Origin of the sequence: Nakamurella deserti (genome assembly GCF_003260015.1) — a bacterium.
GTDB classification, from domain to species: domain Bacteria; phylum Actinomycetota; class Actinomycetes; order Mycobacteriales; family Nakamurellaceae; genus Nakamurella; species Nakamurella deserti.
The window spans coordinates 990,097-1,013,690 of the sequence record NZ_QCXS01000003.1; the positions used below are offsets into that span (position 1 = coordinate 990,097).

The following is a 23,594-nucleotide window of genomic DNA, read 5'->3' on the forward strand; positions in this document are numbered from 1 at the left end:
GTCGAGGCCGGTTTACCGTGTCGGGATGGCTGATGACACCGACGCCCTGCGTGTACTGCTGCTCGACGCGTTCGGCCGCATCCGCGAGCTGGTCGAGAGCACCACGGACGGCCTCTCCCCCGAGGTCGCGACGTACCGCCCGGACCCGGACGCCAACACCGTCGCCTGGCTGGTCTGGCACCTCACCCGCGTGCAGGACTCCCACCTGTCCGAGCTCGCCGGCCGCCCGCAGGTGTGGACCGAGCAGGGCTTCGCCGACCGCTTCGAGCTGCCGTTCAGCCGCGGGGCGACCGGCTACGGCCAGTCGCCCGAGGAGGTCGGGGCGGTCACGGTGCCGGCCGCCGAGCTGCGCGCCTACCACGCGGCCGTCGACGCGGTGACGACGGACTTCCTCCGCGACGTGACCGCGGCCGACCTCGGCCGGATCGTCGACGAGGACTGGGACCCGCCCGTGACCATGAGCGCCCGGCTGGTCAGTGTTCTCGGTGACTGCCTGCAGCACCTCGGACAGGCCGCCTACCTGCGCGGGCTCGCCGAAGGCGACTGACCCCCGTGGCCGGCCCGCCGGGTCGGCGGCCCCCGCCGGACGCCGCGGCCGGCCGCCCGAGCCGGGTGGCGACGAGGGGGAAGACCGCCACCGAGAGCACCCCCGCCCCGACGAGTGCGGCGGCGTTCTCGGGCAGCATCGCACCCGAGCTGCGGCCGATCTCGGCCAGCGCGACCAGCAGCGGCAGCGCCGTCGCGGTCAGGAACATCAACTGCACCCGCTCGCGGACCACCAGCGTCCGGCGGTAGACCACCATCGCCGGAACCCCCCGGACGACGAGCAGCAGCGCGAGGAAGACCAACAGCCGCGCCGGGTTCTCCGCGATCGAGCGCACGTCCAGCGCCATCCCGGAACTGACGAAGAACACCGGGATGAAGACGCCGTAGCCGACCGCGTCGAGCTTGTCGTCGAGTTCCTCGCTCGCGTGCGCGGTGCGCCGCAGCACCATGCCGGCGAAGAACGCGCCCAGCGCGGCCTCCACGCCGAACTGCTGGGTGATCAGCAACAGACCGATCAGCAGCACCACGGTGATCCGCAGGGTCAGCTGTGACGTCGCGTGCCGGTTCTCCCCGACGATGGCCGCGACCCGGGTGTGCGAGAGCAGCTTCACCAGCCAGGCGATGACGAAGGCGAACGCCGCGATCGAGGCGATGATCAGCGCCTCCCACCAGGAGTCGTGCGCTCCGAGGAACAGCGAGATGGCCAGGATCGGCATGATCTCGCCGACCGCGCCGGCCGCGAAGACGAACCGGCCGAACGCCCCGGCGAGCATCCCCTGCTCCCGCAGGATGGGCAGCAGCGTGCCCAGGGCGGTCGTGGTGAGACCGATCGCCACCGGGACGAAGGCCGTGACGAACCCGACCGCCGCCAGCCCGCCCACGATGGCCGCGGCGGCCACCGCGCTGATCGCCCAGGCCCACAGGGCCTGCCGGCCCGCCTTCTGAACCAGCAACCGCGGATCGAGCTCGTACCCGGCGAGCAGGAACAGGAAGCCCAGGCCGAGTCCGGAGATGAGCCCGACCTGGGCCGGGTCGGCCACGCCGGCGACCGCCGGGCCGATCAGCACCCCGCCGAGGATCAGGAAGAGCACCTGCGGCGGGCGGCCGGGGAGCAGCCGGGACACGATGGGGGCGGCGACCGCCACGGCCATCACGACGAGCAGCGCGCCGAGCGGCTGGCCGGTCACGGTGCCGTCACCGGATCGGGGTCGGGACGGCGGGACGGATCGGGCACGGCGGGTCCACTTCTCGAGCGCGCGGCGGTGTCCCGACGATCCTGGCAGGAACCCGGGGAGTCGGTGGGACCCGGCCGGCCCGGACCACCGGTCGGTCGCGAGCCCGTTCCGGACGCTGCTCACCCTGTCGGCCCGCACCCGACCGGCAGCGGCGGAGCCGCCTCCGGAGCATCGGAGGCGACGGATCTCACCCTCGGTCACGAGCCGGCGGCCCGAGGGGGTGAGGACCCTGCCGAGGCTTCGCGACCTCCCCTACCATCGTCACATAGTGCACGATGCCTGTCACTGTGCGTAACAGACGCTGAAAGCGAGCTCCATGATCGTCACCGGTTCCCGGTCGAAGCCGTCCACCCCGCCGGCCGGGACCGACCTCCCACGGGCGCGTCGACTCCTCGGGCTCGGCACCGTCCTGCTGCTGGTCGCCTCCATGCTGACCTGGAGCGGCCTGGCGGCCGCGCCGACCGCCGAAGCGGTGGTGCGGACGCCGTTCACCACCTCGTTCTCCGTCCAGGACAACGGGGCGGTGGTCCTCACCGGCAACAGCCAGCTGACCTGCCCGACGGCCACCGCGGGCTGCTCGGCCGCCCGTAACGCCGCGGCGACCGGAGCGGCTGCCGGAAGCGTCAACAACAACGACTACTCGATGGTCTTCGTCGACGCCGACACCGACCCCTCGACGAGCAACTCCACCAGCGCGGACCTCGTCCTGCCCAGCGGCGCCACCGTCCTGTCGGCCAAGCTGGTCTGGGGCGCCCGGCTCGGCACCACGCTGCCCGCGGCCTCGGCCGCCGTCATCAAGCTCCGCGCGCCCGGGGCGGCCGGGTACACCACCTACACCGCCGGCACGCAGGTCCAGCCGCTGCAGGACAACCCGTACCAGAGCTCGCTGGACGTGACCACGCTGGTCGCCGCCCAGGGCAACGGCACCTACTGGGTCGCCGACATGGCCGCCTCGCTGGGCGCGGACAAGTACGCCGGCTGGAGCCTCGTCGTCGCCTACCGCGATCCGTCGCAGCCGCTGCGCGACCTGCGGATCTACGAGGGGTTCGCCGACGTCACCTCCGCCGCCGGCAACAGCAACGTCAGCATCCCGATCTCGGGCTTCCTCACCCCGCCGACCGGCCCGGTGCGCGCCACCATCGGCGTGGTCGCCTGGGAGGGCGACCGCGGCAGCGTCGGCGACAGCCTGGCCCTGGGTGGCACCGTGCTGTCCGACGCCACCCGGCCGGCCAACAACTTCTTCGACTCCGCCATCAGCGACACCGGCGTCGGCATCACGTCCCGCAACCCCGGCAACGGCAACAACTTCGGCGTCGACATCGGCCGGGTCAGCACGACCAACGTGCTCGGCAACGCCTCGACCTCGACCTCCATCAACCTGACCACCGGCGGCGAGACCTACTACCCCGGCGTCATCACCACCCAGATCGACCTGTTCACGCCGACGTTCAACACGATCTCCAAGACCGTCACCAACCTGTCGGGCAGCTCGGTCGCGGTCCCCGGCGACACCCTGCAGTACCAGCTCACGTTCACCAACACCGGCGCCGACTTCGCCGACCGGACCGTCATCGGTGACGCGCTGCCGCCGAACGTCACCTACGTCCCGGGCAGCCTGACCGTGCTCGCCAACAGCGGCGCGACCGGTCCGCTGACCGACGCCGCCGGCGACGACATCGGCGAGTACACCGCGAACAACCGCACCGTCACCGTGCGGTCCGGAAGCGGCGCGACGACCACCAGCGGCGGCACCATCGCGCCCAACCAGACCAGCACCGTGCAGTTCCGGGTCACCGTCGACCGGGCCGCAGCGGGCACCACCGTGTCCAACACGCCGACCCTGAACTACCTCGCCCGCACCATCAACAAGTCCTACACGTTCACCGGCAACGTGGTGTCGACCCCGGTCCGGGCGCTCGCCGACCTGTCCGTCACCTCGGCCACCGGAGGCGGCACCACCCTCGCCGGCCGCACCGTCGTGTTCACCGACACCGTCACCAACGAGGGCCCGAACCCGGCCACCGGTGTCGTCACCACGCAGACGCTGCCCGCGGGCACCACCTACAGCTCCGCGGCGACGCCCACCGGCACCACCTGCACCGCCTCCGGACAGACCGTCACGTGCACCACCGCGACGCTGGCCCCCGGCGCGTCGGTGGTCCTGCCGATCACCGCCGCCGTCGCTCCCGGCACCCCCGCCGGGACCTTGACCGGCACCGTCTCGGTCGGCGCCGACACCGCCGACGACGACCTGACCGACAACAGCGCCTCCGCCGTGGTGACCGTCGGCGTCGCCGCCGATCTGGCGCTGGGCCGCACCGCCGACCGGACGACGGTCGACGCCGGCGCCACGGTCACCACCACCCTGACCGCCGTCAACAACGGACCGTCCACCGCCACCGGTGTCGTCCTCACCGATCCGCTGCCCGTCGGGGTCAGCCTGATCAGCGCCACCGGGCCGGCCGGCGTGACCTGCACCGTCAGCGGCAACACCGTCAGCTGCCCGCTGGGCTCCCTCACCCCGGGACAGCAGGTCGCGGTCACCGTCGTCACCCGGGCCGCCGCCAACCTCGCCCCGGGCTCGACGCTGACCGACACGGCCACCCTGCTGTCCACCACCACCGACCCGACGAGCGCCGACAACACCGCCACCGGGACCGTCACGGTGACCGCCGCGGCCGACCTGGCGGTCACCGGCACCGCCGCCGCCGACCCGGTCACCGCCGGCGGCACCCAGACCTACACCGTCCGGATCACCAACAACGGCCCGTCCGACGCCCGCACCGTCGTCCTGGACGGTCCGGCGACCGCCGGCCTCACCCTGCGCTCCGGCTCGACCAGCCAGGGCACCTGCGCCGTCACCGACGGCGCCCTGCGCTGCGCGGTCGGCACCGTCGCCGCCGGCGGCACGGTCACCGTGACCGTTCTCGCCGACGTCGCGAGCACCGCGACCGGCACCGTCAGCCACCTCTCGACCGTCAGCTCGGCCACCACCGACCCGGTGGGCGGCAACAACACGACCACCGTCACCGTGCCGGTCGTCGCCGTCGCCGACCTGTCGCTGGCCGCCAGCTCGGACCCCGCGACCATCGTCGTCGGCACCCCGGTCACCTACCGCTTCACCGTCACCAACAACGGCCCCTCGGCCGCCACCGGCGCCGTCGTCACCGACCCGCTGCCGGCCGGCCTGACCTTCGGCAGCAGCGCCGACGGCTGCACCGCCGCGGGCGGCACGGTGACCTGCCCGGTGGGATCGCTCACCGTCGGCCAGAGCCGCACCGTCACCTTCGTCGCCGCCACCGCCGGCGCCGCCGGCACCGTGACCAACACGGCCACCGTCAGCGCCGCCACCACGGACCCGGCGACGGCCAACAACAGCAGCAGCGTCGTCTCGTCGGCCACCGTCCGCTCCGACCTGCGCGTCGCCGCCACCACCGGCGGCCCCCTGGTGGCCGGCGGACCGGTCTCCTACACCCTGACCACCCGCAACGCCGGCCCCTCTCCCAGCGGCGCCACCACGCTGACCACCAGGCTTCCGGCCGGCGTCGCGTTCACCGGCTTCACCGGCCCCGCCGGCGTCACCTGCACGTCGTCCGACGGTGTGGTCACCTGCGCCCTCGGCACCGTCGCCGCCGGAACGGACGACACGGTCGTGCTCAACGGCACCCTGGCCCCCACCCTGACCGGCGCGGTCACCGTCTCGGCGACCGTCGCCGGCGCGAACCCCGACCCGAACGGCAGCGACAACGACGCGACGTCGACCGTCACGGTCAACGCGGTCGCCGACATCGGCGTCACCCTCGCGCCGGTCGCCGCCCAGACGCCGCCCGACACGGTCACCGCCGGCACCCAGGTCCGCTACCTGCTCACGGTCACCAACAACGGACCGTCCACGGCCGTCGGGGTGGTGGCCACCGGACAGGTACCGCCGAACCTGGCGCCCGTCCTGGGCTCGAGCGCCGGCGCCTGCACCCTGCTCGGCGGCACCGTCACCTGCAGCCTCGGCAACCTCCCGCCCGGGACGTCGCTGGCCGTGCCGCTGGTCGCCGTCGTCAACCCCGGTGCCGCCTCCGGCGCGATCCCCGGCACCGCCCAGGTCGGCTCCAACACCCCCGATCCGACCCCGGCGAACAACACCGGCGGCGCCACGATCAGCGTCGTCAGCCGCGCCGACCTGGCCATCGCCTCGACGGTGTCCCCGGAACCGCTGGTCGCCGGCGGCACGGCCGTCGTCACGGTCACGGTGACCAACAACGGGCCCTCCGACGCCCGCGACCTCGTCGTCACCGACGTCCTCGACGCCGCCCTGACCCCGTCCACCGCCAACACCGACCTGGGCGGCTGCACCGTCGACGGCCGCACCGTCACCTGCACGGCGGCGACGCTGGGCGCCGGCGGCACCCTCACCGTGCGCATCCCCGTCACCGTGGCCCCGTCGGCCACCGGCACGCTCCGCAGCACCGCCGGCGTCACCTCACCCACCGATCCGGACGGAGTCGCGCCGGCCGTCACCGCCACCCCGGTCGGCCAGCTCGCCGCGCTGCGGATCACCGGCTCGGCGACGCCCGAACCCGTGACCGCCGGCGGCGTGCTGACCAGCGTCGTGGTCCTCACCAACGAAGGGCCGTCCGACGCCGCCGCCGTCACCCTGAGCGCGCCGCTGTCGGCCGGGCTGACCGTGCTGTCCGTGGACGCCAGCGACGGCGGTACCTGCTCCGTCTCGCCCGACGGGTTGACGTGCGCCTTCGGCACCGTCGCCGCCGGCGCCGGCCGCCAGGTCGTGGTCCGGGCGGCGACCTTCCCGGAGACGCCGGACGGCACCACCTACACCGAGGTCGTGACCGTGGACTCCCCCACGCCCGACACCGACGTCGCCCTGCGCACCACCACCGTCGCCGGCACTGTCGTCACCGCCGCGGACGTCGCCGTCGGGCTCGTCGCCGTCGGCGACCTCACCGAGGCGGGCACCGAGAAGGAGTACCTGCTCTCGGTGACCAACAACGGGCCGTCCACGGCCCGGGCGGTCGTCCTCGACCAGACGCTGCCCGCGGGCACCGCGTTCCTGGCGGCCCTGAGCTCCGTGGGCACCTGCACCGGCGGCGCCGCGGTGGTCTGCCGCATCGGCGATCTCGCACCCGGGTCCTCGGTCACCGTCCAGCTCAGCGTGCTGGTCGACCCCGGCGTGGCCGGTTCCACCCTGAGCAGCACCGCGACGGTGTCCAGCGGCACCGCCGACCCGACACCCGCCAACGACACCGCCACGGTCGACAGTCCGGTGACCGCGCGCTCCGACCTGAAGCTGAGCAAGACGCTCACCAGCGGCACGCCCGTCGCCGGAACCACCGCGAGCTACGACCTGGCCGTCACGAACCCGGGACCGTCCACCGCCGCGAACGTCACCGTCACCGACGTGCTGCCGACCGGGACGACGTTCGTCTCGGCGACCGCCGGCGGCGGCGGCAGCTGCCGGGGCACGACCACCGTGACGTGCACCTGGCCGTCCGTCGGCGTGGGCGCCGTCCAGGGCCGGACCGCCACCGTGGTCATCGCCCTGCCGTCGACGACCGCCGACGGCGCGACCCTGACCAACAGCGCGACCGCCCGGTCGGACAGCTTCGACAACAACCCGGCCAGCGCCGCCGCCGCCAGCACCGCGACCGTCACCCGCGCCGCCGACCTGCGTGTCGACGCCACCCTGACCGCCGGAACGCCCGTCGCCGGCAACGCCCTGACGTGGCAGTTCGTCGTCACCGACGACGGGCCGTCGGCCGCGGCCGGCGTCACCCTGACCACCCCGGCCCCGGCCGGCGTCACCTTCACCGCCACTACCACGAGCGCCGGCAGATGCACCGTGGACGGCACCGGGGTGCTGCGCTGCGCGCTCGGCACCCTGGACGCCGGGGGTGCGGTCACCGTCACCGTGACGGGCACGCTGGCCGCCGACAACCCGGGCGGCACGCTGCGCACCATCGCGACCGTCTCCTCGGCCACTACCGACCCCGACCCGACCGACGACACCGGCACCGTCGAGACCCTCATCGGCACCGGCACGGACCTGGCCATCACCCGGCTCGAACCGATCACGCCCGCCTTCACCGCGGGCGGCACCGTCGGCTGGGAGGTGGGGATCACCGCCGCCGGACCCTCCATCGCCCGCGGCACCGTCCTCACCCTCGCGGTGCCGGCCGGCGTCACCCTCACCGCCGTCGCCGGCGCCGGCTGCACCGGCACCACCGGTGTGGTGCGCTGCACGGTCGACGACCTCGCGCCGGCGGGCACCGCCACCGTCACGGTGACCGGCACCCTCGACGCCGCCGCCGACACCGCGCTGGTGCTCTCCGGGACCGTCACCTCCGACACCCCGGAGGCCACCCCCGCGGACAACACCCGCCAGGTCAGCACCCCGGTCGCCACGAGCGCCGACCTCACCGTGGTCGCCGACGGGCCGGGCTCGATCACCGCCGGCACCGACGGCACCTGGACGTTCACCGTCACCAACACCGGACCGTCGGTCGCCCGCGAGGGTGCCCTCACGGTGACGCTCCCCGCCGGACTCGGCGCGGTCACGGCCACCACCCCCGCCGGGGCCTGCGTCCTCGACGGCGACGTCCTGACCTGCCCGCTCGGGACGCTGCCCGTCGACGGCACCGCCGCGGTGACCGTCACCGGCACCGTCGACGCCGCCCGCGGCGCCGGCCCGCTCGGCCTGACCGGCACCGTGACCGCGGCCACCACCGACCCGGCCGCGGCGAACTCGACCACGACGGTGACCAGCGAGGTCACCGTCACGAGCACCCTGACGCTGGTGAACAGCGTCAACGGCACCGTCCCCGCGGTGCCCGGCACGGCGGTGAGCTGGCTGCTCACCGTGGGCAACTCCGGCCCGTCGACGGCCACCGGCCTCGTCGTCACCGACGCCCTGCCCGCCGACCTGAGCGCCGTGACCGCGACCGTCGTGGCCACCGGCGTGCCCTGCACGGTCACCGCGACCGGCGTCCGCTGTGAGCTGGGCACGCTGGACCCGCTCGGTTCGTCGACCATCGCCGTCACCGGACTGCTGGCCGCCGGCAGCACGTCGACCACCCTGGACACCACCGCCGGGGCCACCGCCGACGGCGCCGAGCCGGTGACCGCCGCGTCGACCACCCCGGTCGTCCCGGCCGCCGACCTCGCCGTCGGCGTCGCCCTCACCAGCGGCGCCCCGGTCGCCGGTGCCCCGATCGGCTACACCCTCGAGGTCACCAACCGCGGACCGTCCGACGCCGCGGGGGTGCGCCTCTCCGACGCGCTGCCCGCGGCCGTGCTGGGCGCCGTCGCGGTCACCGGTCCGGACGGCGTCTGCACGGTCACCGACGGCGTCGTCGCCTGTACCTGGCCCACCGTGCCCGCCGGCGCGACCCGCACGGTGACGGTCACCGGAACCCTCGCCCAGGGCGTCGCCGAGCGGCTCGCCAACACCGCCACCGTCGAGGCCGACACCGCCGACCCGAACCCGGCCGACAACACCTCCACCGCGGTCGGCTCCACCACCGACAGCGCCGAGCTGGGGCTCACCCTCGGCACCGCCGCCGGCGTCACCGCCGGCGGACCGGTCAGCTGGACGCTGACCGTCGGCAACGACGGCCCGTCCGACGCCCGCGAGGTGTCGGTGTCAGCGCTGGTCCCGGCGGGCGTCGGTGACGCCGTCCTGACCCGGCCCGACGGCACTCCCTGCGACCCGGCGGCCTGCGCCGTCGGCACGGTGGCCGCCGGCGGTTCCGTCGTCCTGACGTTGACCGGCACGCTGTCCGCCGACGTCCCGACCGGCACCCTGCGCACCACCGCGACCGTCACGACGGCCAGCGCCGACCCGGACAGCCGCGACAACACCGCCACGGCGGAGTCCGTGGTCGGCACCGCCGCCGCCCTCACCGTCGCGGTCGGCGCCGCTCCCACCCTGGTTCCGGGCGGCACGGCCACCTACACGGTGGTGATCACCAACAGCGGACCGTCCGACGCGGCGGGCGCCGCCGTGGCGACGGTCCTGCCCGACGGGTTGACCCTGACCGCCCCCGGGCCGACGTCCGGTCAGGGCACCTGCACCGTGGTGGAGCGCACCGTCAGCTGCGCGGTGGGCGTCATCCCGGCCAACGGCACGGTCACCGTGACCCTGCCGGTCGCCGTCGACCCGGCGCTGGATGTCACCGACGTGACCCTCACCGCCGCTGTCACCTCCCCCACCGTCGAACCCGCGGGCGGTGACCGCACCGGCGCCGCCACCACCCCCGTGGTCCCGGCCGCCGACCTCACCGTGCTCACCACCGGCCCCAGCACGGTCGCCGCGGGCGGCGCCGTGTCGTGGCGGATCGTCGTCGCCAACGACGGCCCGTCCGTCGCCCGGGACATCGTTCTCACCGACGTGCTGCCGGCCGGCCTGGCCGCCGCCCTCGTCACCGCGTCGCAGGGCAGCTGCAGCCTCACCGACGGCGTCGTCACCTGCACGCTCGGCGCCGTCGCGCCCGGCGACCGGGCGGTGGTCGTCGTGGGAATCGACGCGGTCCTGGACCCGGCCACCCCCGCCGGCACCCTGATCGACACCGCCTCCATCACCTCCCCGACGCCCGAGCCGGGTGGCGATCCCGCGGACGGCCGGTCGTCGACCGCCATCACCCAGGTCGACACCTCCGCCGACCTCGCGGTCACCGTGACGCCGGACAACGACACGGTCACCGCCGGCGGTCCGGTGGGCTGGACGGTCGTGGTCGCCAACGCCGGCCCGTCCGTCGCCCGCGGTGCGCTGCTCAACGGGCTCGTCCCCGACGGTCTGCGCGACGCGGGCCTCACCCAGGCCGACGGCACGCCGCTCGTCTGCACCGAGAGCGGCTGCGCGCTCGGCGACCTGGGCCCGGCCGGTCGGATCACCGTCCGGGTCACCGGCACCCTCGACGCCGCCTTCACCGGCACCGCCGTGAGCTGGACGTCCACCGTCAGCAGCGACACCGCCGATCCGGACGCCGGGAACGACAGCGCCACCGGCACCGCCACCGTGGGCACCGCCGCGCACCTCGTCGTCGGACTGACCGGACCCGCCACCGCGGTGGCCGGCGGAGCCGTCAGCTGGGTCGTGACCGTGACCGACACCGGGCCCTCGGTGGCCACCGGCGTGCAGGTGAGCCAGCTGATCCCGGCCGGCGTCACCGGCGTCACCGTGCAGGCACCGGACGGTGTCGTCTGCGACGCGACCGTCACCTGCACGATCCCGACCATCGGCGTCGGAGCCGGTGCCGCGGTGCGACTGACCCTGACCGGCACTGTCGACCCGGCCTTCACCGGCACCTCGATCACGGCCACGGCCACGGTCGCCGGCAGTGGGCCGGACCCGGCCCCGAACCCCGCCGACGCCACCGCCACGGCGGTCACCGCGGTCACCACCGCGGCCGACCTCACCGTGACCAACACCGCCGGCGCCGCGTCGGTGGTGGCGGGCACCGGCCTCGGCTGGACGGTCACCGTGACCAACAACGGCCCGTCCGTGGCCCGCGGGGTGGTGCTGACCGATCCAGCTCCGACCGGCGTCACCGGGGTCACCCGCACCCCCTCCACCGGCACCTGCGACGTCGTCTGCGACCTCGGCGATCTCGCCCCGGGTCAGACGGTGACGGTGCAGGTCGGCGGTACCGTCGACGCCGGCTTCGGTGGACCGGCCGTGATCAGCACCGCCACCGTGACCAGCGGCACCGCCGCGGTCCCGGACGGATCGCCGGCCACCGCGACCGCCACCACGCCGGTCACCCGCAGCGCCGACCTGACGGTCACCGCGGCCGTCGCGCCGGACCTGCCGCAGGCCGGTGGACCGGTCAGCTGGACGTTCACGGCGACGAACACCGGTCCGTCGGACGCCGCCGGCGTGACGCTGACCGCTGCCCTGCCGGCGGGCGTCGGAACGCTGACGTCCACCGTCGACGGCGGCGCCTGTGCGTTCGCGGGACAGGTGCTCACCTGCACCGCGGCGACCCTCGCCGCGGGGACGTCCCTGGTCGTGGTCGTCAGTGGCACGCTCGCCGAGGACGTCGATCCGGCGACGCTCTCGACCACCGTCGGCGTGACGTCCTCGACGCCCGACCCGGACACCGGCGACAACAGCGCGGTGGTCGGCACCACGTTGCGGGCCGCGGACCTGGCGGTGGTCGTCACGGCCGACGAGGACCCGGTCACCCCGGGTGGCCCGGCGGCGTGGACCGCCACGGTGCGCAACGCCGGCCCGGACGCCTCCCGGGCGGCCGTCGTGGCCATCACGGTGCCGACCGGGGTCACCGTCAGGTCGCTGACCACGGACGGCGGGACGTGCGAGCTCACACCGACGCCGCTGTGCCGCCTCGACCCGCTGGACGCCGGCGCCGATGCGGTCATCACCATCGTCGGAACGGTCGGGGCTGCGGCGTCCGGAAGCGTCACGCTGGGGGCGACCGTGGTCTCCCCCGACGACCGGGTGCCCGGCGACAACAGCGCCTCGTCGACCGTGCCGGTCACCGGCGCCGCCGACCTCGGCGTCACCATCGCCGGCCCGGACGCCGTGGTCGCCGGGACCTCCGTGGGTTGGACGGTCACGGTGACCAACGCCGGTCCGGTCGACGCGGTGGACGCGGTGGTCACGATCGCGCTGCCCGCCGGGCTCGGAACGGTCGTCGCGCCGGACGGCTGCGTCCTGGACGGGGACGTCCTGACCTGCACGGTCGGCGCGGTGGCGGTCGGCGAGACGGTCGTGATCGCCCTGACCGCGCCGGTGGACCCGACGTTCCGCGGTGATCTGTCGCTGACCGCGACGGTCCTGTCGGCCCTCGTCGACCTGGTGCCGGCCGACGACACCGCGGTGCGGGCGACGCCGGTCACCGCGGAGACGGCGGTGACCGTGACCAAGACGGCGGCCGCCACCAGCGTGGGGGTGGGTCAGGAGGTGGTCTACACGATCACGGTGGCCAACGCGGGACCGTCGGCCGCGCTGGACGCGGTGCTGACGGAGCTGTTCCCCGCCGGTGCGGTGGTCGGTGCGTCGACCGCCGGGCAGGGGACGTTCGCCGATGGCCGGTGGACCGTGGGCGACGTGCTGCCGGAGGCCCCGGCCGTGCTCACCGTCGCGGTGTCCTACCCGGACGCCGGCGACACCGTGAACGTGGTGTCGCTCGAGGTCCAGGGCGAGGCGGCGGTCGCCCGGGCGGAGGCCGAGGTCACGGTGGTCGCCGCGCCGGTGGACGGCGGGTCGGGCGCCGGTCCCGGGTCGGGCGCCGGTCCCGGGTCGGGCGCCGGTCCTGGGTCGGGCGCCGGTCCGGTGCCGGGGGTGACGTCGCCGTTGCTGCCGGCCGTGCCCGGTTCGACCGGTGGCGCGCTGGCCTGGACGGGATCGCCGGTCTGGGCGGCGCTGAGCTGGGCGCTGGTGCTGCTCGGCGCCGGGGTGGCGCTCACCATCGGTGGTGGCCGGCGACGCTCGCGGCAGTGAGTACGTTTCAGTAGCAGGCTGCGGCCGGAGCGTCCCGTCGGGGGACGCTCCGGCCGTTCCGCGTTCCGCGTTCCGGGTGGAGGAGACCGGGGACCGGCTGGCAGGTGCCAGGGACCGGGTGCCAGAGGCCAGGGACCGGTACCGGGTGCCGGCGACCGGGGACCGGCGACCGGGGACCAAAAGCCGGCGACCGGGGATCGGCGACCGGGGACCAAGTGCCGGCGACCGGGTGCCGGCGGCCAGGGACCGAGTGCGGGTGCCGGGGACCGGTGCCGGGTGCCGGCGGCCGGGGACCGGCGACCGGGTGCCCGCCGGCGGCTCGGAGGTCACGCTGCGGCCGTCCTCAGGGCCCACAATGCGAACTTCAGTGCATTGAAGGACATCAACACGCCCCCTTTCGCCCTGACTACTTCCTGGGAGCTGATCAGTACGGCCGCCGGCGCCCCGTCCGTGGGCCGAGGGCTGTGGCCCTGTCGGCCTCGGCGGTTACCGTCCCCGGGTGAGTACCGCCCCGGCGCGCAGCGTCAACCGGCAGATCCTCGCCCTGGCGCTGCCTGCGCTCGGCGCGCTGGTCGCCGAGCCGCTGTTCCTGCTGGCCGACTCGGCGATCGTCGGGCACCTCGGCGTCACCCCGCTGGCCGGCCTGGCCCTCGCCGCCACCGTGCTGACGACCGCCGTCGGGCTCAGTGTCTTCCTCGCCTACGGCGCCACCGCCGCGGTGGCCCGCCGGGTGGGCGCCGGTGACCTCCGCGGGGCGCTGCGGCACGGGGTCGACGGCATGTGGCTGAGCGTGGCCATCGGCGTCGTCCTGCTCGCGGTGCTGCTGCCGGGGGGCCGAGTGCTCGTCGAGCTGTTGGGTGGGCAGGGCGAGGTGGCCCGGCAGGGCGCGACGTACCTGCGTTGGTCGGCGCTCGGGTTGCCGCCGATGCTGCTGGTGCTGGCCTGCACCGGAGTGCTGCGTGGACTGCAGCGGACGATGCCGCCGCTGGTGGTCGCCGCAATCGGCGCGGCCGTCAACGTCGGCCTGAACCTGCTGCTGGTCTACGGCCTCGACCTCGGGATCGCCGGGTCGGCGATCGGCACCGTCGTCGTGCAGTACCTGATGGCGGCGGCGTTGGTGGTCGCGGTGTTCCGCGCCGCCGGACCGGGCGGGTTGCCGCTCCGGCCGTCGTTGCGGCGCATCGGTCACGCCGGGCGCGCCGGGTTCCCGGTGTTCCTGCGGACGCTGACCCTGCGGATCGCGGTCCTGCTGACCGTCATGGTGGGCGCCACGAAGGGCGACGTCGCGCTGGCGGGCCTGCAGGTGACGTTCAACGTCTGGAACCTGCTGGCGCTGGCGCTGGACGCGATCGCCATCGCCGCGCAGGCCCTCACCGGCCATGCCCTCGGCGCCGGTGACGCCGCCGCGACCCGGTCGCTGACCCGGCGGATGCTGCAGTGGGCGTGCGGGGCGGGGGTGGTGCTCGGGGCGCTCCTCGCGGTGTCGGCGCCCTTCGTCGGCCGGCTGTTCAGCCCCGACCCGGCGGTGATCGCCGCGGTCACCGCGGCCTGCTTCGTGCTCGCCGTCGGGCAGTTGCTGTCGGGCTGGGTGTTCGTCCTCGACGGGGTGCTCCTCGGCGCCGGCGACGGCCGCTACCTCGCGGTCGCCGGGGTGGTGAACCTGCTGGTCTACCTGCCGGCGCTGGCGCTGACCGCCCGTCTGGCCCCGGACGGAACCGCCGGGCTGGTCTGGCTATGGGCCGTCTACGCCGGCGTCTACATGCTGGCGCGGGCGGTGACGCTGGGGTGGCGCTACCGCGGCGACCGCTGGCTGATCCTCGGAACCTGACCGGTCACGTCGGCGCACCCGGGCCGGCCGCGGTCGAGTGGGCGCGACTCTGGCGACCGCTGGCTGGTCCTCGGAACCTGACCGGTCACGTCGGCGCACCCGGGCCGGCCGCGGCCGAATGGCGCGACTCCGGCGACCGCTGGCTGACCCTCGGGACCTGACCGGTCACGTCGGCGCACCCGGGCCGGCCGCAGCCGAGTGGCGCGACCGCGGCGACCGTTCGCGGGTCCTCGGAACCTAACCGGTCACGTCGGCGCACCCGGGCCGGCCGCGGCCGAGTGGCGCGGCTCCGCGCGGTCGGCCCTCCCGGCCGCCCCGTCCTGCCGCCACTCACCCGAGAGGGGACGTGACCGGACGAACCCCGCCCGCCCGGCGTCGGCGCGGGTAAAGTCGAACGTTCTCGAATGCACGCACGTAGGACCTGAAGGACATCGTCATCAGCCAGGACATCACCGACCAGCTGGCCACTCCCACGGCCGCCGGTTCGACCTCTCCCGACGGCGTCGCCGCCTCCCCCAACGGTGCCGCGGCTGCCGCTGCCACCGTCGCCGACGGCGACGCCACCCCGACCCACAGCACGACGTCCGACCCCGCCGGCGCCCGGAGCGCCGGCACCCGGGAGGACGACGGCATCCAACACGAACAGCGTTACGTGGGCGTGCTCTACGAACGCCTCGACGATCTCTGGGCCGAGACCAAGGAGTCGCTGCGTCGTGCGCTGCGGGAGACCGACGGCACCCCGCAGGGGCTCACCAACCGCGACGTCGCCGCCGCCCGCTACTCCGACCGCCTGCAGCAACTGGGTGCGGCCGAGTACGGGCTGTGTTTCGGTCGGCTGGACTTCGACCCGACCCGGGCCCGCACGCCGCACGCCGACGGCGAGCAGGACGGCCGCGCCGCCGATCCGGACCGGCTCTACATCGGCCGGCTCGGCATTTACGACCGGGACTTCGAGACGCTGCTCATCGACTGGCGGGCGCCGGCGGCCCGGCCGTTCTACCTGGCCACCGCGGTGTCGCCGGCCGGGGTGACCCGGCGTCGGCACATCCGTACCCGGCGCCGCAAGGTCGTCTCCATCGACGACGAGTCGCTGGTGTACGTCCCTGGTCAGGCGTCCGCACCGACATCGCTGACCGGCGAGTCGGCGCTGCTGGCGGCGCTGGGCGCGGCCCGCACCGGCCGGATGGGCGACATCGTCGAGACCATCCAGGCCGAGCAGGACCGCATCATCCGGTCCGAGGTGAACGGCGCACTGGTCGTCCAGGGCGGCCCGGGTACCGGCAAGACGGCGGTCGCCCTGCACCGCGCCGCCTACCTGCTCTACACCCACCGGGAGCGGCTCGCGACCCGCGGAGTGCTCGTCGTGGGTCCGAACTCGACGTTCCTGCGCTACATCGAGCAGGTGCTGCCGGCCCTCGGCGAGACCGCCGTATCGCTGGCCACCGTCGGGACGCTGTACCCGGGGGTCAGGGCCACCGCCACGGACGACGCCGCGGTCGCGGTGGTCAAGGGTGCGCCGTCGATGGCCGCCACCATCGCCGCCGCCGTCGCCGACCGGCAGCAACTGCCGCACCGCGGTGACACGGTCCGCTTCGAGCGCTACGACCTGGCGCTGGACCGCGGCCAGGTCACCCAGGCGCGGCGGCGGGCCCGCTCGTCGCGGCAGCCGCACAACCGGGCCCGGTCGATCTTCGTCACTGAGATGATCTCGGCGCTCGCCCAACGCTACGCGGACCAGGTCGGCGAGAACGTCGCCGGCGGGGGGAACCTGCTGGACCGGCACGACCTGGACGACATCCGGGGCGAGCTCCGTGGTGACGGCCGGGTGCAGGCGGCTCTGAACGAGCTGTGGCCGCGGCTGACCCCGGAGGCGCTGCTGCGGGATCTGTTCGCCTCCGACGAGGCGATGGCCCGGATCCACCTCTCGGCGGAGGCGCGGGCGCTGCTGCAGCGGGATCCGTCGTCGCCCTGGACGGTCGAGGACGTGCCGCTGTTGGACGAGGCCGCCGAGCTGCTGGGCGTCGACGACCGGGCCGAGCAGGCCCGGGCCCGGCGGCGTCGCGAGGAGGAGGTCGAGTACGCGCAGGGCGTGCTGGACGTGATCGAGGGTTCCCGGTCGGCGGACTTCGAGGACGACGCCGAGGAGGAGATGCTGGTCGCGTCGGACCTGATCACCGCGGATGTGCTCGCCGACCGGCAGGAGGACCTGTCCCGGCTGACCACCGCCGAGCGGGCGTCCCTGGACCGGGAGTGGACCTACGGGCACCTCATCGTCGACGAGGCGCAGGAGCTCTCGCCGATGGCGTGGCGGACCCTCATGCGGCGCTGCCCGACGCGCTCGATGACCATCGTCGGTGACGTCGCGCAGACGTCGGATCCGGCGGGCACCTCGTCGTGGAAGCAGGTGCTCACCCCGTACCTGGGCGAGCGCTGGCGGCTGGCCGAGCTGACGGTGAACTACCGGACGCCGGCGGAGATCATGACGGTGGCCAACGACGTGCTCGTGGTCATCGATCCGGAGCGGACCCCGCCGGAGTCGGTGCGGGAGACGGGCGAGCAGCCGACGGTGACCGCGGTGGGTGACGAGGGGCTGGTCGCGGCGATCGTGGCGGCGGCCGAGCGGGAGTCGGCGCGGCAGCGCGCCGACGTCACCGGGGACGAGGACGAGCCGGTCGGGACGACGGCGATCATCGTCGCCGACGACGCGCTGGCCCCGTTGACCGCGGCGGTGCACGCCGCACGGCCGGGGCTGCTGGAAGCGGATGTCTCGGACGACCCGGATCTGCGGCGACCGCTCGTCATGTTGACCACCCGCCAGGCCAAGGGCCTCGAGTTCGACGCGGTGATCCTGGTGGAGCCGGCGGCGATCGCGGCGGAGTCGGGCCGCGGTTTGAACGACCTGTACGTGGCGCTCACCCGGCCGACGAAGCGGCTGACGGTGCTGCACGCCGAGCCGTTGCCGGCGGTGCTGCGCTCGCTGGGCTGAGCTGCCGCTCGGTCCACGGTGGTGCCGGGGCGGAACCAGGCGGCCGCGTGTCGGAGCCCGAGTGGGCGCCGGAGCCCGAGCAGACACCGGCACGCGAGTGGGCGCCGGAGTACGAGTGGGCGCCGGAACACCAGCAGACACCGGCACGCGAGTGAGCGCCGGAGCCCGAGCAGACACCGGCACGCGAGTGAGCGCCGGAACACGAGCAGGCACCGGAACGCAGCCAGACGCCAGAACGCGAGCAGGCGTCGAGACGCCGGCGCATCCAGGACCGCGTCGATGCGGACGCGCCGGAACGCAGCCAGACGCCAGAACGCGTGCAGGCGTCGAGACGCGGGCGGATCCGGGACGGCATGAATGCGGACGGGCGCGGGAACGCCAGCGGGCGTCGATCCACGCGTGAATGCGGGACCGCGTCGATGCGGACGCGCGCCGGAACGCGGCCAGACGCAGGGCGCGCCCAGGCGTGGGCCCGGGCCGGGAGCGCTGCTGACGGGGCGACCGGGTCCGGGGTCGAGCCGGCCGACCCCGTCGGGGTGTGAGCAGCGGGTCCGAGCGGGCACTGCAGGCGGTATGGACGTCGCCGAACCTGCCCCTGCCGACCGCTTCGACCTGGACCGCTTCGTCGTGGCCCAGGAGGGGACCTACGAGCAGGCGCTGGCCGAGGTGCGGCGGGGGCGCAAGACGGGGCACTGGATGTGGTTCGTGTTCCCGCAGATCGCGGGGCTCGGCAGGAGCCCGATGGCGCAGCGGTACGCCATCGGGTCGCTGGACGAGGCGCGGGCCTATCTCGCGCATCCGGTGCTCGGGCATCGGTTGCGCGAGGTGTCGCAGGCCCTGGCGGACCTGCCCCCGGACGCTTCCGCCGACGGCGTCCTCGGCGGCATCGACGCGGTCAAACTACGGTCGTCGATGACGCTGTTCGCGCGCGCCGACCCGGCAGAACCCGTGTTCGCCGCGGCCCTGGACCGGTTCTACCGCGGCTCCCCGGACGCCGCGACCGACCGGCTGCTCGCTCCCACCTGAGCACCCGCCCCGGCGGCGGATCGCGCTCCCCGGACCGCACCCGCGCCGGCCGGTCGGCTCAGGACAACCCCCGCGACTGGGCCGACCGGCGGTGGGCCGGCAGCGGTGGTCCGGCAGCGGTGGTCCGGCAGCGGTGGTCCGGCGGCGGCGGCGGGCTTCTAGGGCGCCACCCGCTGACCGTTGAACGAACGGACGCCGAGGGTCACCGGCGCGTTCGTGGCGGCGCCGGACACGTACCCCAGGAGACCCACCGTGCCGGCCGGCAGCACCGCGGCCGTGTCGGTCGCGGTCACCGTCCAGGCCTCCGGTTCGGGTGAGCCGGCCGGCCACGCCTTGCCCTGGAGCTGGGTGGTGCCTCCCGTGCTGACGACCCGCAGACGCAGGGCGAGCTCCGAACCGGCCGTGTAGGTCAGGTTCGGGACGGTCAACACCGCGATCTGCGTCGTCGTCGACCCGACGATGCGGTTGAGCTGCAAGTTGACCCTGCCCGCGTTGGTGCTGAACGCCGCGGTCATCCGGTACTCACCACTGCTGCTGCGGCGGGCGACCGTGGACACCAGGGTGGAACCACCCACCGGCGCCTTGTCCAGGGTGACGGTCGTCCGGAGGTCGACGTCGGACTCCGCCACTCCACCGAGGATCGCGGTCCGGGTCTGTCCGGCGTTGATCGGCAGCCGACCGAGTCCGCCACCGACCGTCGCGGTCGGGGTGGCCCCGCTGACCGTCCACGCGCCGCCGACGGCGGCCGAGCCCCAGCCCGAGGTCACGGTCCGGCCGAAGGTGTCGTCGGCGAACACCGGGGTCGCCGGTGGTGCGGTCACCGTCACCGAGGCCGTCGCCGTCGCGGTGGCACCGGCGTTGTCGGTCACCGTCAACGTCACCGTGTAGGTACCGGCGGCGGTGTAGGTGTGCGACGTGGTCGCTCCGGTACCGGTCGTGGTGTCACCGAAGTTCCACGCATAGCCGGTCACGGTGCCGTCCGGGTCGCTCGACCCGGTCCCGGAGGCATTGACCGTCAGACCCGCGGTCGACGTGGTGACCACCGCCGTCGGCGCCTGATTCGGCGCCGGCGGTGCGGTCACCGTCACCGAGGCCGTCGACGTCGCGGTGGCACCGGCGTTGTCGGTCACCGTCAACGTCACCGTGTAGGTGCCGGCGGCGGTGTAGGTGTGCGACGTGGTCGCTCCGGTACCGGTCGTGGTGTCACCGAAGTTCCACGCATAGCCGGTCACGGTGCCGTCCGGGTCGCTCGACCCGGTCCCGGAGGCATTGACCGTCAGACCCGCGGTCGACGTGGTGACCACCGCGGTCGGTGCCCGGTTCGGCGCCGTGCCCCGGGCCGCCTGGTAGTGGGCGGCGACCCGCTCCGGACCCAGGACGGCACCGTAGACCGCCGGTTCGTCGATGGTGGCGTTGACGAAGGCGCTGGTCGAGTCGCCGGTCGGATCGGCACCGACCCGCCAGTACCCGCTGTACGCGGCGGCGGTGGTGGACGGATTCGTGCCGACCGGGGCGCCGTCGACGTACAGCACCATCCCACCCGCTCCCTGACTGGCGACGACGTGGTGCCAGGCACCGTTGTTGTAGGCGGTGGGGCTGACCACGACCGCGGCGCCCGCACCGGTCCCGGTGCGGAAGGCGACCTTGCCGTCGTTGCGGAGGTAGACCTGGCGGTCGTTGGTCGTGGAGGGGCCGACCCGTGAGTTGCCGAATCCGATGAGGCTGCCGCCGGTGGTGGAGGTCGTGCGGAACCACGTCTCGACCGAGTAGGCGCCCGGTGCCGTGAACGAGGCGTCCGACGACATCGAGCCGCTGGTGCCGTTGAACAGGGTCGCGGGGTTGGTCGAGCCGGCGAGTGCGCCGGCCTGTCCGCGGGTGGTGCCGATCTGGTAGGTCGCGGGGTAGCGGAACGGTCCCGCATCCGCAGCGACCATGCCGGTCAGCTCGGTGAGCCGCCAGTAGGCGGTGGGCTGGTCGGCGAAGACCGCGGCGCCGTACGGATCGGTGGGAGCCGCGGGGAGCGTCGAGCTCCGTCCGGAGGCGACGTACTGCGCGTTGATCTGCTGAGCGGTGAGCACCGTGGGGTAGATCGACACCTCGTCGATGGAACCGTTGAACCAACCACCGGTCCCCCAGCCGGCCAGGCTGTCCCCTCCGATACGCCAGGTGCCGATGTACTTCTCGGCCGCCGTGACGTCCGAACGCTGGCCGACCCGGACGCCGTCGACGGTCAGGACCATGCCGTTGGGACCGAGTGACGCCACCGCCTGGTGCCAGGCGCCGTCGTTGTAGCTTCTGGCGCTGGTCAGCGTCGTCCGGGCGGCGGCGAACACCCCGAAGTTCAGTTGTCCGTTGGTGCCGAGCCAGAGCTGCCGGTCGCGGTGAGCCGACGTACCGGTGGGCAGGTCGGAGAAGCCGAGGATCCGGCCGCCCGCCGTGCTGGTGGTGCGGAACCACGCCGACGCGGTGAACGTGTCGGTCGACGGCAGCGTGCCCGACGCCGCCAGATCGCCGGTGGTCGTCCCGTTGAAGGTCATGGCGGCGCTGCCCGCGATGGCGCCGGCAGCACCCCTGGTGACGCCGGTGTTGGGCACGCCGGGGCTGTGACCGGCGAGATCGACGGCCGGACCGCTGGTGTCGTCGAGCGGCCAGTACAGCGAGGCGCCCTGCTCGAGCACCGTGCGCCCGTAGGCCGTCGGGGTACCGGAGGACGCGACCGTCACGGTGGCCGTGCCGCCCGTGACGGAGTTGCCGTCCGCGTCGGCGACCAGGATGCGGTAGCTGTAGGCCGCACCCGCCGTCAGTCCGGTGTCGACATGCCCCAGCGGCGGCCGCTCCCATTCCGCGGAGTCCGCGGTCCGGGTGGCGACCGTCGTCCAGGTCCCGGCCGGGACACCGCTGCGCTGGATGCGGTGGGTCAGGGTGCGGTCGTCCCGGTCCCAGTTGGCGGTCGCGCTGACCCGGACCGTACCCGCCGACGTCGACGAGAGCACCGGGAGATAGGAGGAACCGCTGAGCCGGGGACCCTGGTCGTCGGGTGCCAGGGTGCGCACGGCGAACCGGGCGAGGCCCTGCTGGGCGGTGCCGTTGACCGTCGGGAACTCCCCACCGACGACGACGTAGTCGGCGTTGCCGGCCACCGTCCAGGCAGCCTGCGTCTTGCCCGTGTAGGTGCCGGCGTCCAGACGGGGGAACCAGGAGTACAGCGACGGCGCCGCGACCCCCGGGTAGCTGCCGTAGCTCCCGCCGATGGCGTCCCGGGTGAGGGTGCCGGTCGCCGCCTTCGTGTAGGCGACGCCGCGGTTGAAGTCCCAGGTCTTGGGCTGGGGCCAGCCCAAGTGGTTGCCGCAGTAGTGCGAGTGTCCGACCTGGTAGACCGCGGCCGGGCCGGCCCAGACACCGTAGACGTCACCGTGGCAGTCCGACAGCCACTGGACGGTCCCGTCGTTCGGATCGATCTTGAAGGTGCCTTCCAGCGCCCCGGTGGAGTTGTACTTGTAGACCCCGCCGTACACCGAGGTGCCGTCGGAGGACAGCGTCAGGACCGAGGCGTTGGGGCCGCCGGAGAAGAAGACGTCGTTGGTCTTCCAGGGCTGGACGGTCGTGCCGGCGCGCGCGTCGACCGCGCCGATCCCCTTGGCGGCCACGCCGTTGAGGGTCGTGAACATGCCGCCGACGATGAGTTTGCTGCCGTCAGGCGACAGGGCCATCGAGTGCACGGTCCCGTCCGCCGTGGGGGCCCAGCCGGTGAGCGCGCCGGTGCCGGCCGCGAAGGCCGCGAGCCGGATGCGGCTCGTCTTGCCGGAGGCGTCGAAGGCACCCCCCACGTACAGGGTGTCGGCGGTGGCGGCCATCGAGGACACCGTGTAGCTCACCCCCGCGGTGAACGAGGTCTTCAACGCGCCCGTCGCCGTGTCGAAGGCCGCGATGCGGCTCTTCGCGACCCCGTCGACGGAGGTGAAGTTGCCCCCGACGTACAACGTGCGCCCGTCGGGTGCGGCCGCGAGCGCCTTGACCTGCGCGTTGGCCTTGGGGGCGAACGAGCTGATCAGCGCGCCGGTGGTGAGGTTGTAGGCGAGCAGGTTGCCCCGTGCGCTCTCGTTCTGTCCGGCGGGGGACCCGGCGGGCCGGGCGGAACTGAACTCACCGCCGACGTACACGGTGTTCCCGATGACGACCTGCGCCCACGCGACGCCGTTGATCTGGGCGGTGGGCAGCACGTCGGCGGTCACGACCCCTGCTGTCCGCGGCTGCACCGGCGCCGGATCCGCCGCTGCGGACGCGACCGTCCCGACTCCCAGGCCGCCGACGACCAGACAGGCGGCCAGCGCGAGCGCCACCCCGCGGCCCCGGCTCGCGATCGTGCGGACGTGAAACACCATGTACTCCCCCAGCTCTCAACCCGGACAACGGCGCAGACCCGATCGGCAGCTGCGGTCGATCCCCGTTCGGGGGGATGAGATGTCCGTTCTGCCCGATAATTTACCGTCTATCGCCACG

7 protein-coding genes are annotated in these 23,594 nt (G+C 74.3%); 5 read left to right on the forward strand and 2 right to left on the reverse strand.

What is annotated here, in order from left to right; genetic code table 11:
• Window positions 1–25: 25 nt before the first annotated feature.
• Complete coding sequence (locus tag DB033_RS17835; RefSeq protein WP_111768186.1) at window positions 26–547, forward strand: mycothiol transferase; 522 nt, start codon at window positions 26–28, stop codon at window positions 545–547.
• Here DB033_RS17835 and DB033_RS17840 read toward each other — a convergent pair.
• The gene (locus DB033_RS17840; protein WP_111768431.1) at window positions 474–1,733 is read right to left on the reverse strand and encodes a cation:proton antiporter; all 1,260 of its coding nucleotides are present in this window, start codon (window positions 1,731–1,733) and stop codon (window positions 474–476) included. The two genes, DB033_RS17835 and DB033_RS17840, sit on opposite strands and share 74 nt — an antisense overlap.
• A gap of 364 nt (window positions 1,734–2,097) precedes the next feature.
• On the opposite strand from DB033_RS17840, the gene DB033_RS17845 reads away from it, so the two are divergent.
• From DB033_RS17845 to DB033_RS17865, 4 genes are all read left to right on the forward strand, one after another.
• Window positions 2,098–13,254 (forward strand): DUF11 domain-containing protein, encoded by an 11,157-nt coding sequence (locus DB033_RS17845; protein ID WP_111768187.1) that lies wholly within the window; start codon window positions 2,098–2,100, stop codon window positions 13,252–13,254.
• A 499-nt stretch (window positions 13,255–13,753) separates the two neighbouring features.
• Entirely contained in the window at window positions 13,754–15,082 is a 1,329-nt protein-coding gene (locus DB033_RS17855; protein ID WP_111768188.1) for an MATE family efflux transporter, read from the forward strand.
• A gap of 652 nt (window positions 15,083–15,734) precedes the next feature.
• Window positions 15,735–18,068, forward strand: coding sequence for a HelD family protein (locus DB033_RS17860; RefSeq protein WP_420814072.1), 2,334 nt, complete (start codon window positions 15,735–15,737; stop codon window positions 18,066–18,068).
• Between the two features lie 573 nt (window positions 18,069–18,641).
• Complete coding sequence (locus DB033_RS17865; protein ID WP_111768190.1) at window positions 18,642–19,094, forward strand: DUF1810 domain-containing protein; 453 nt, start codon at window positions 18,642–18,644, stop codon at window positions 19,092–19,094.
• Between the two features lie 158 nt (window positions 19,095–19,252).
• Here the strand turns inward: DB033_RS17865 and DB033_RS17870 are convergent, their stop codons facing one another.
• Window positions 19,253–23,476, reverse strand: a complete 4,224-nt coding sequence (locus tag DB033_RS17870) for a PKD domain-containing protein (protein WP_111768191.1) — start codon at window positions 23,474–23,476, stop codon at window positions 19,253–19,255.
• Window positions 23,477–23,594: the final 118 nt, after the last annotated feature.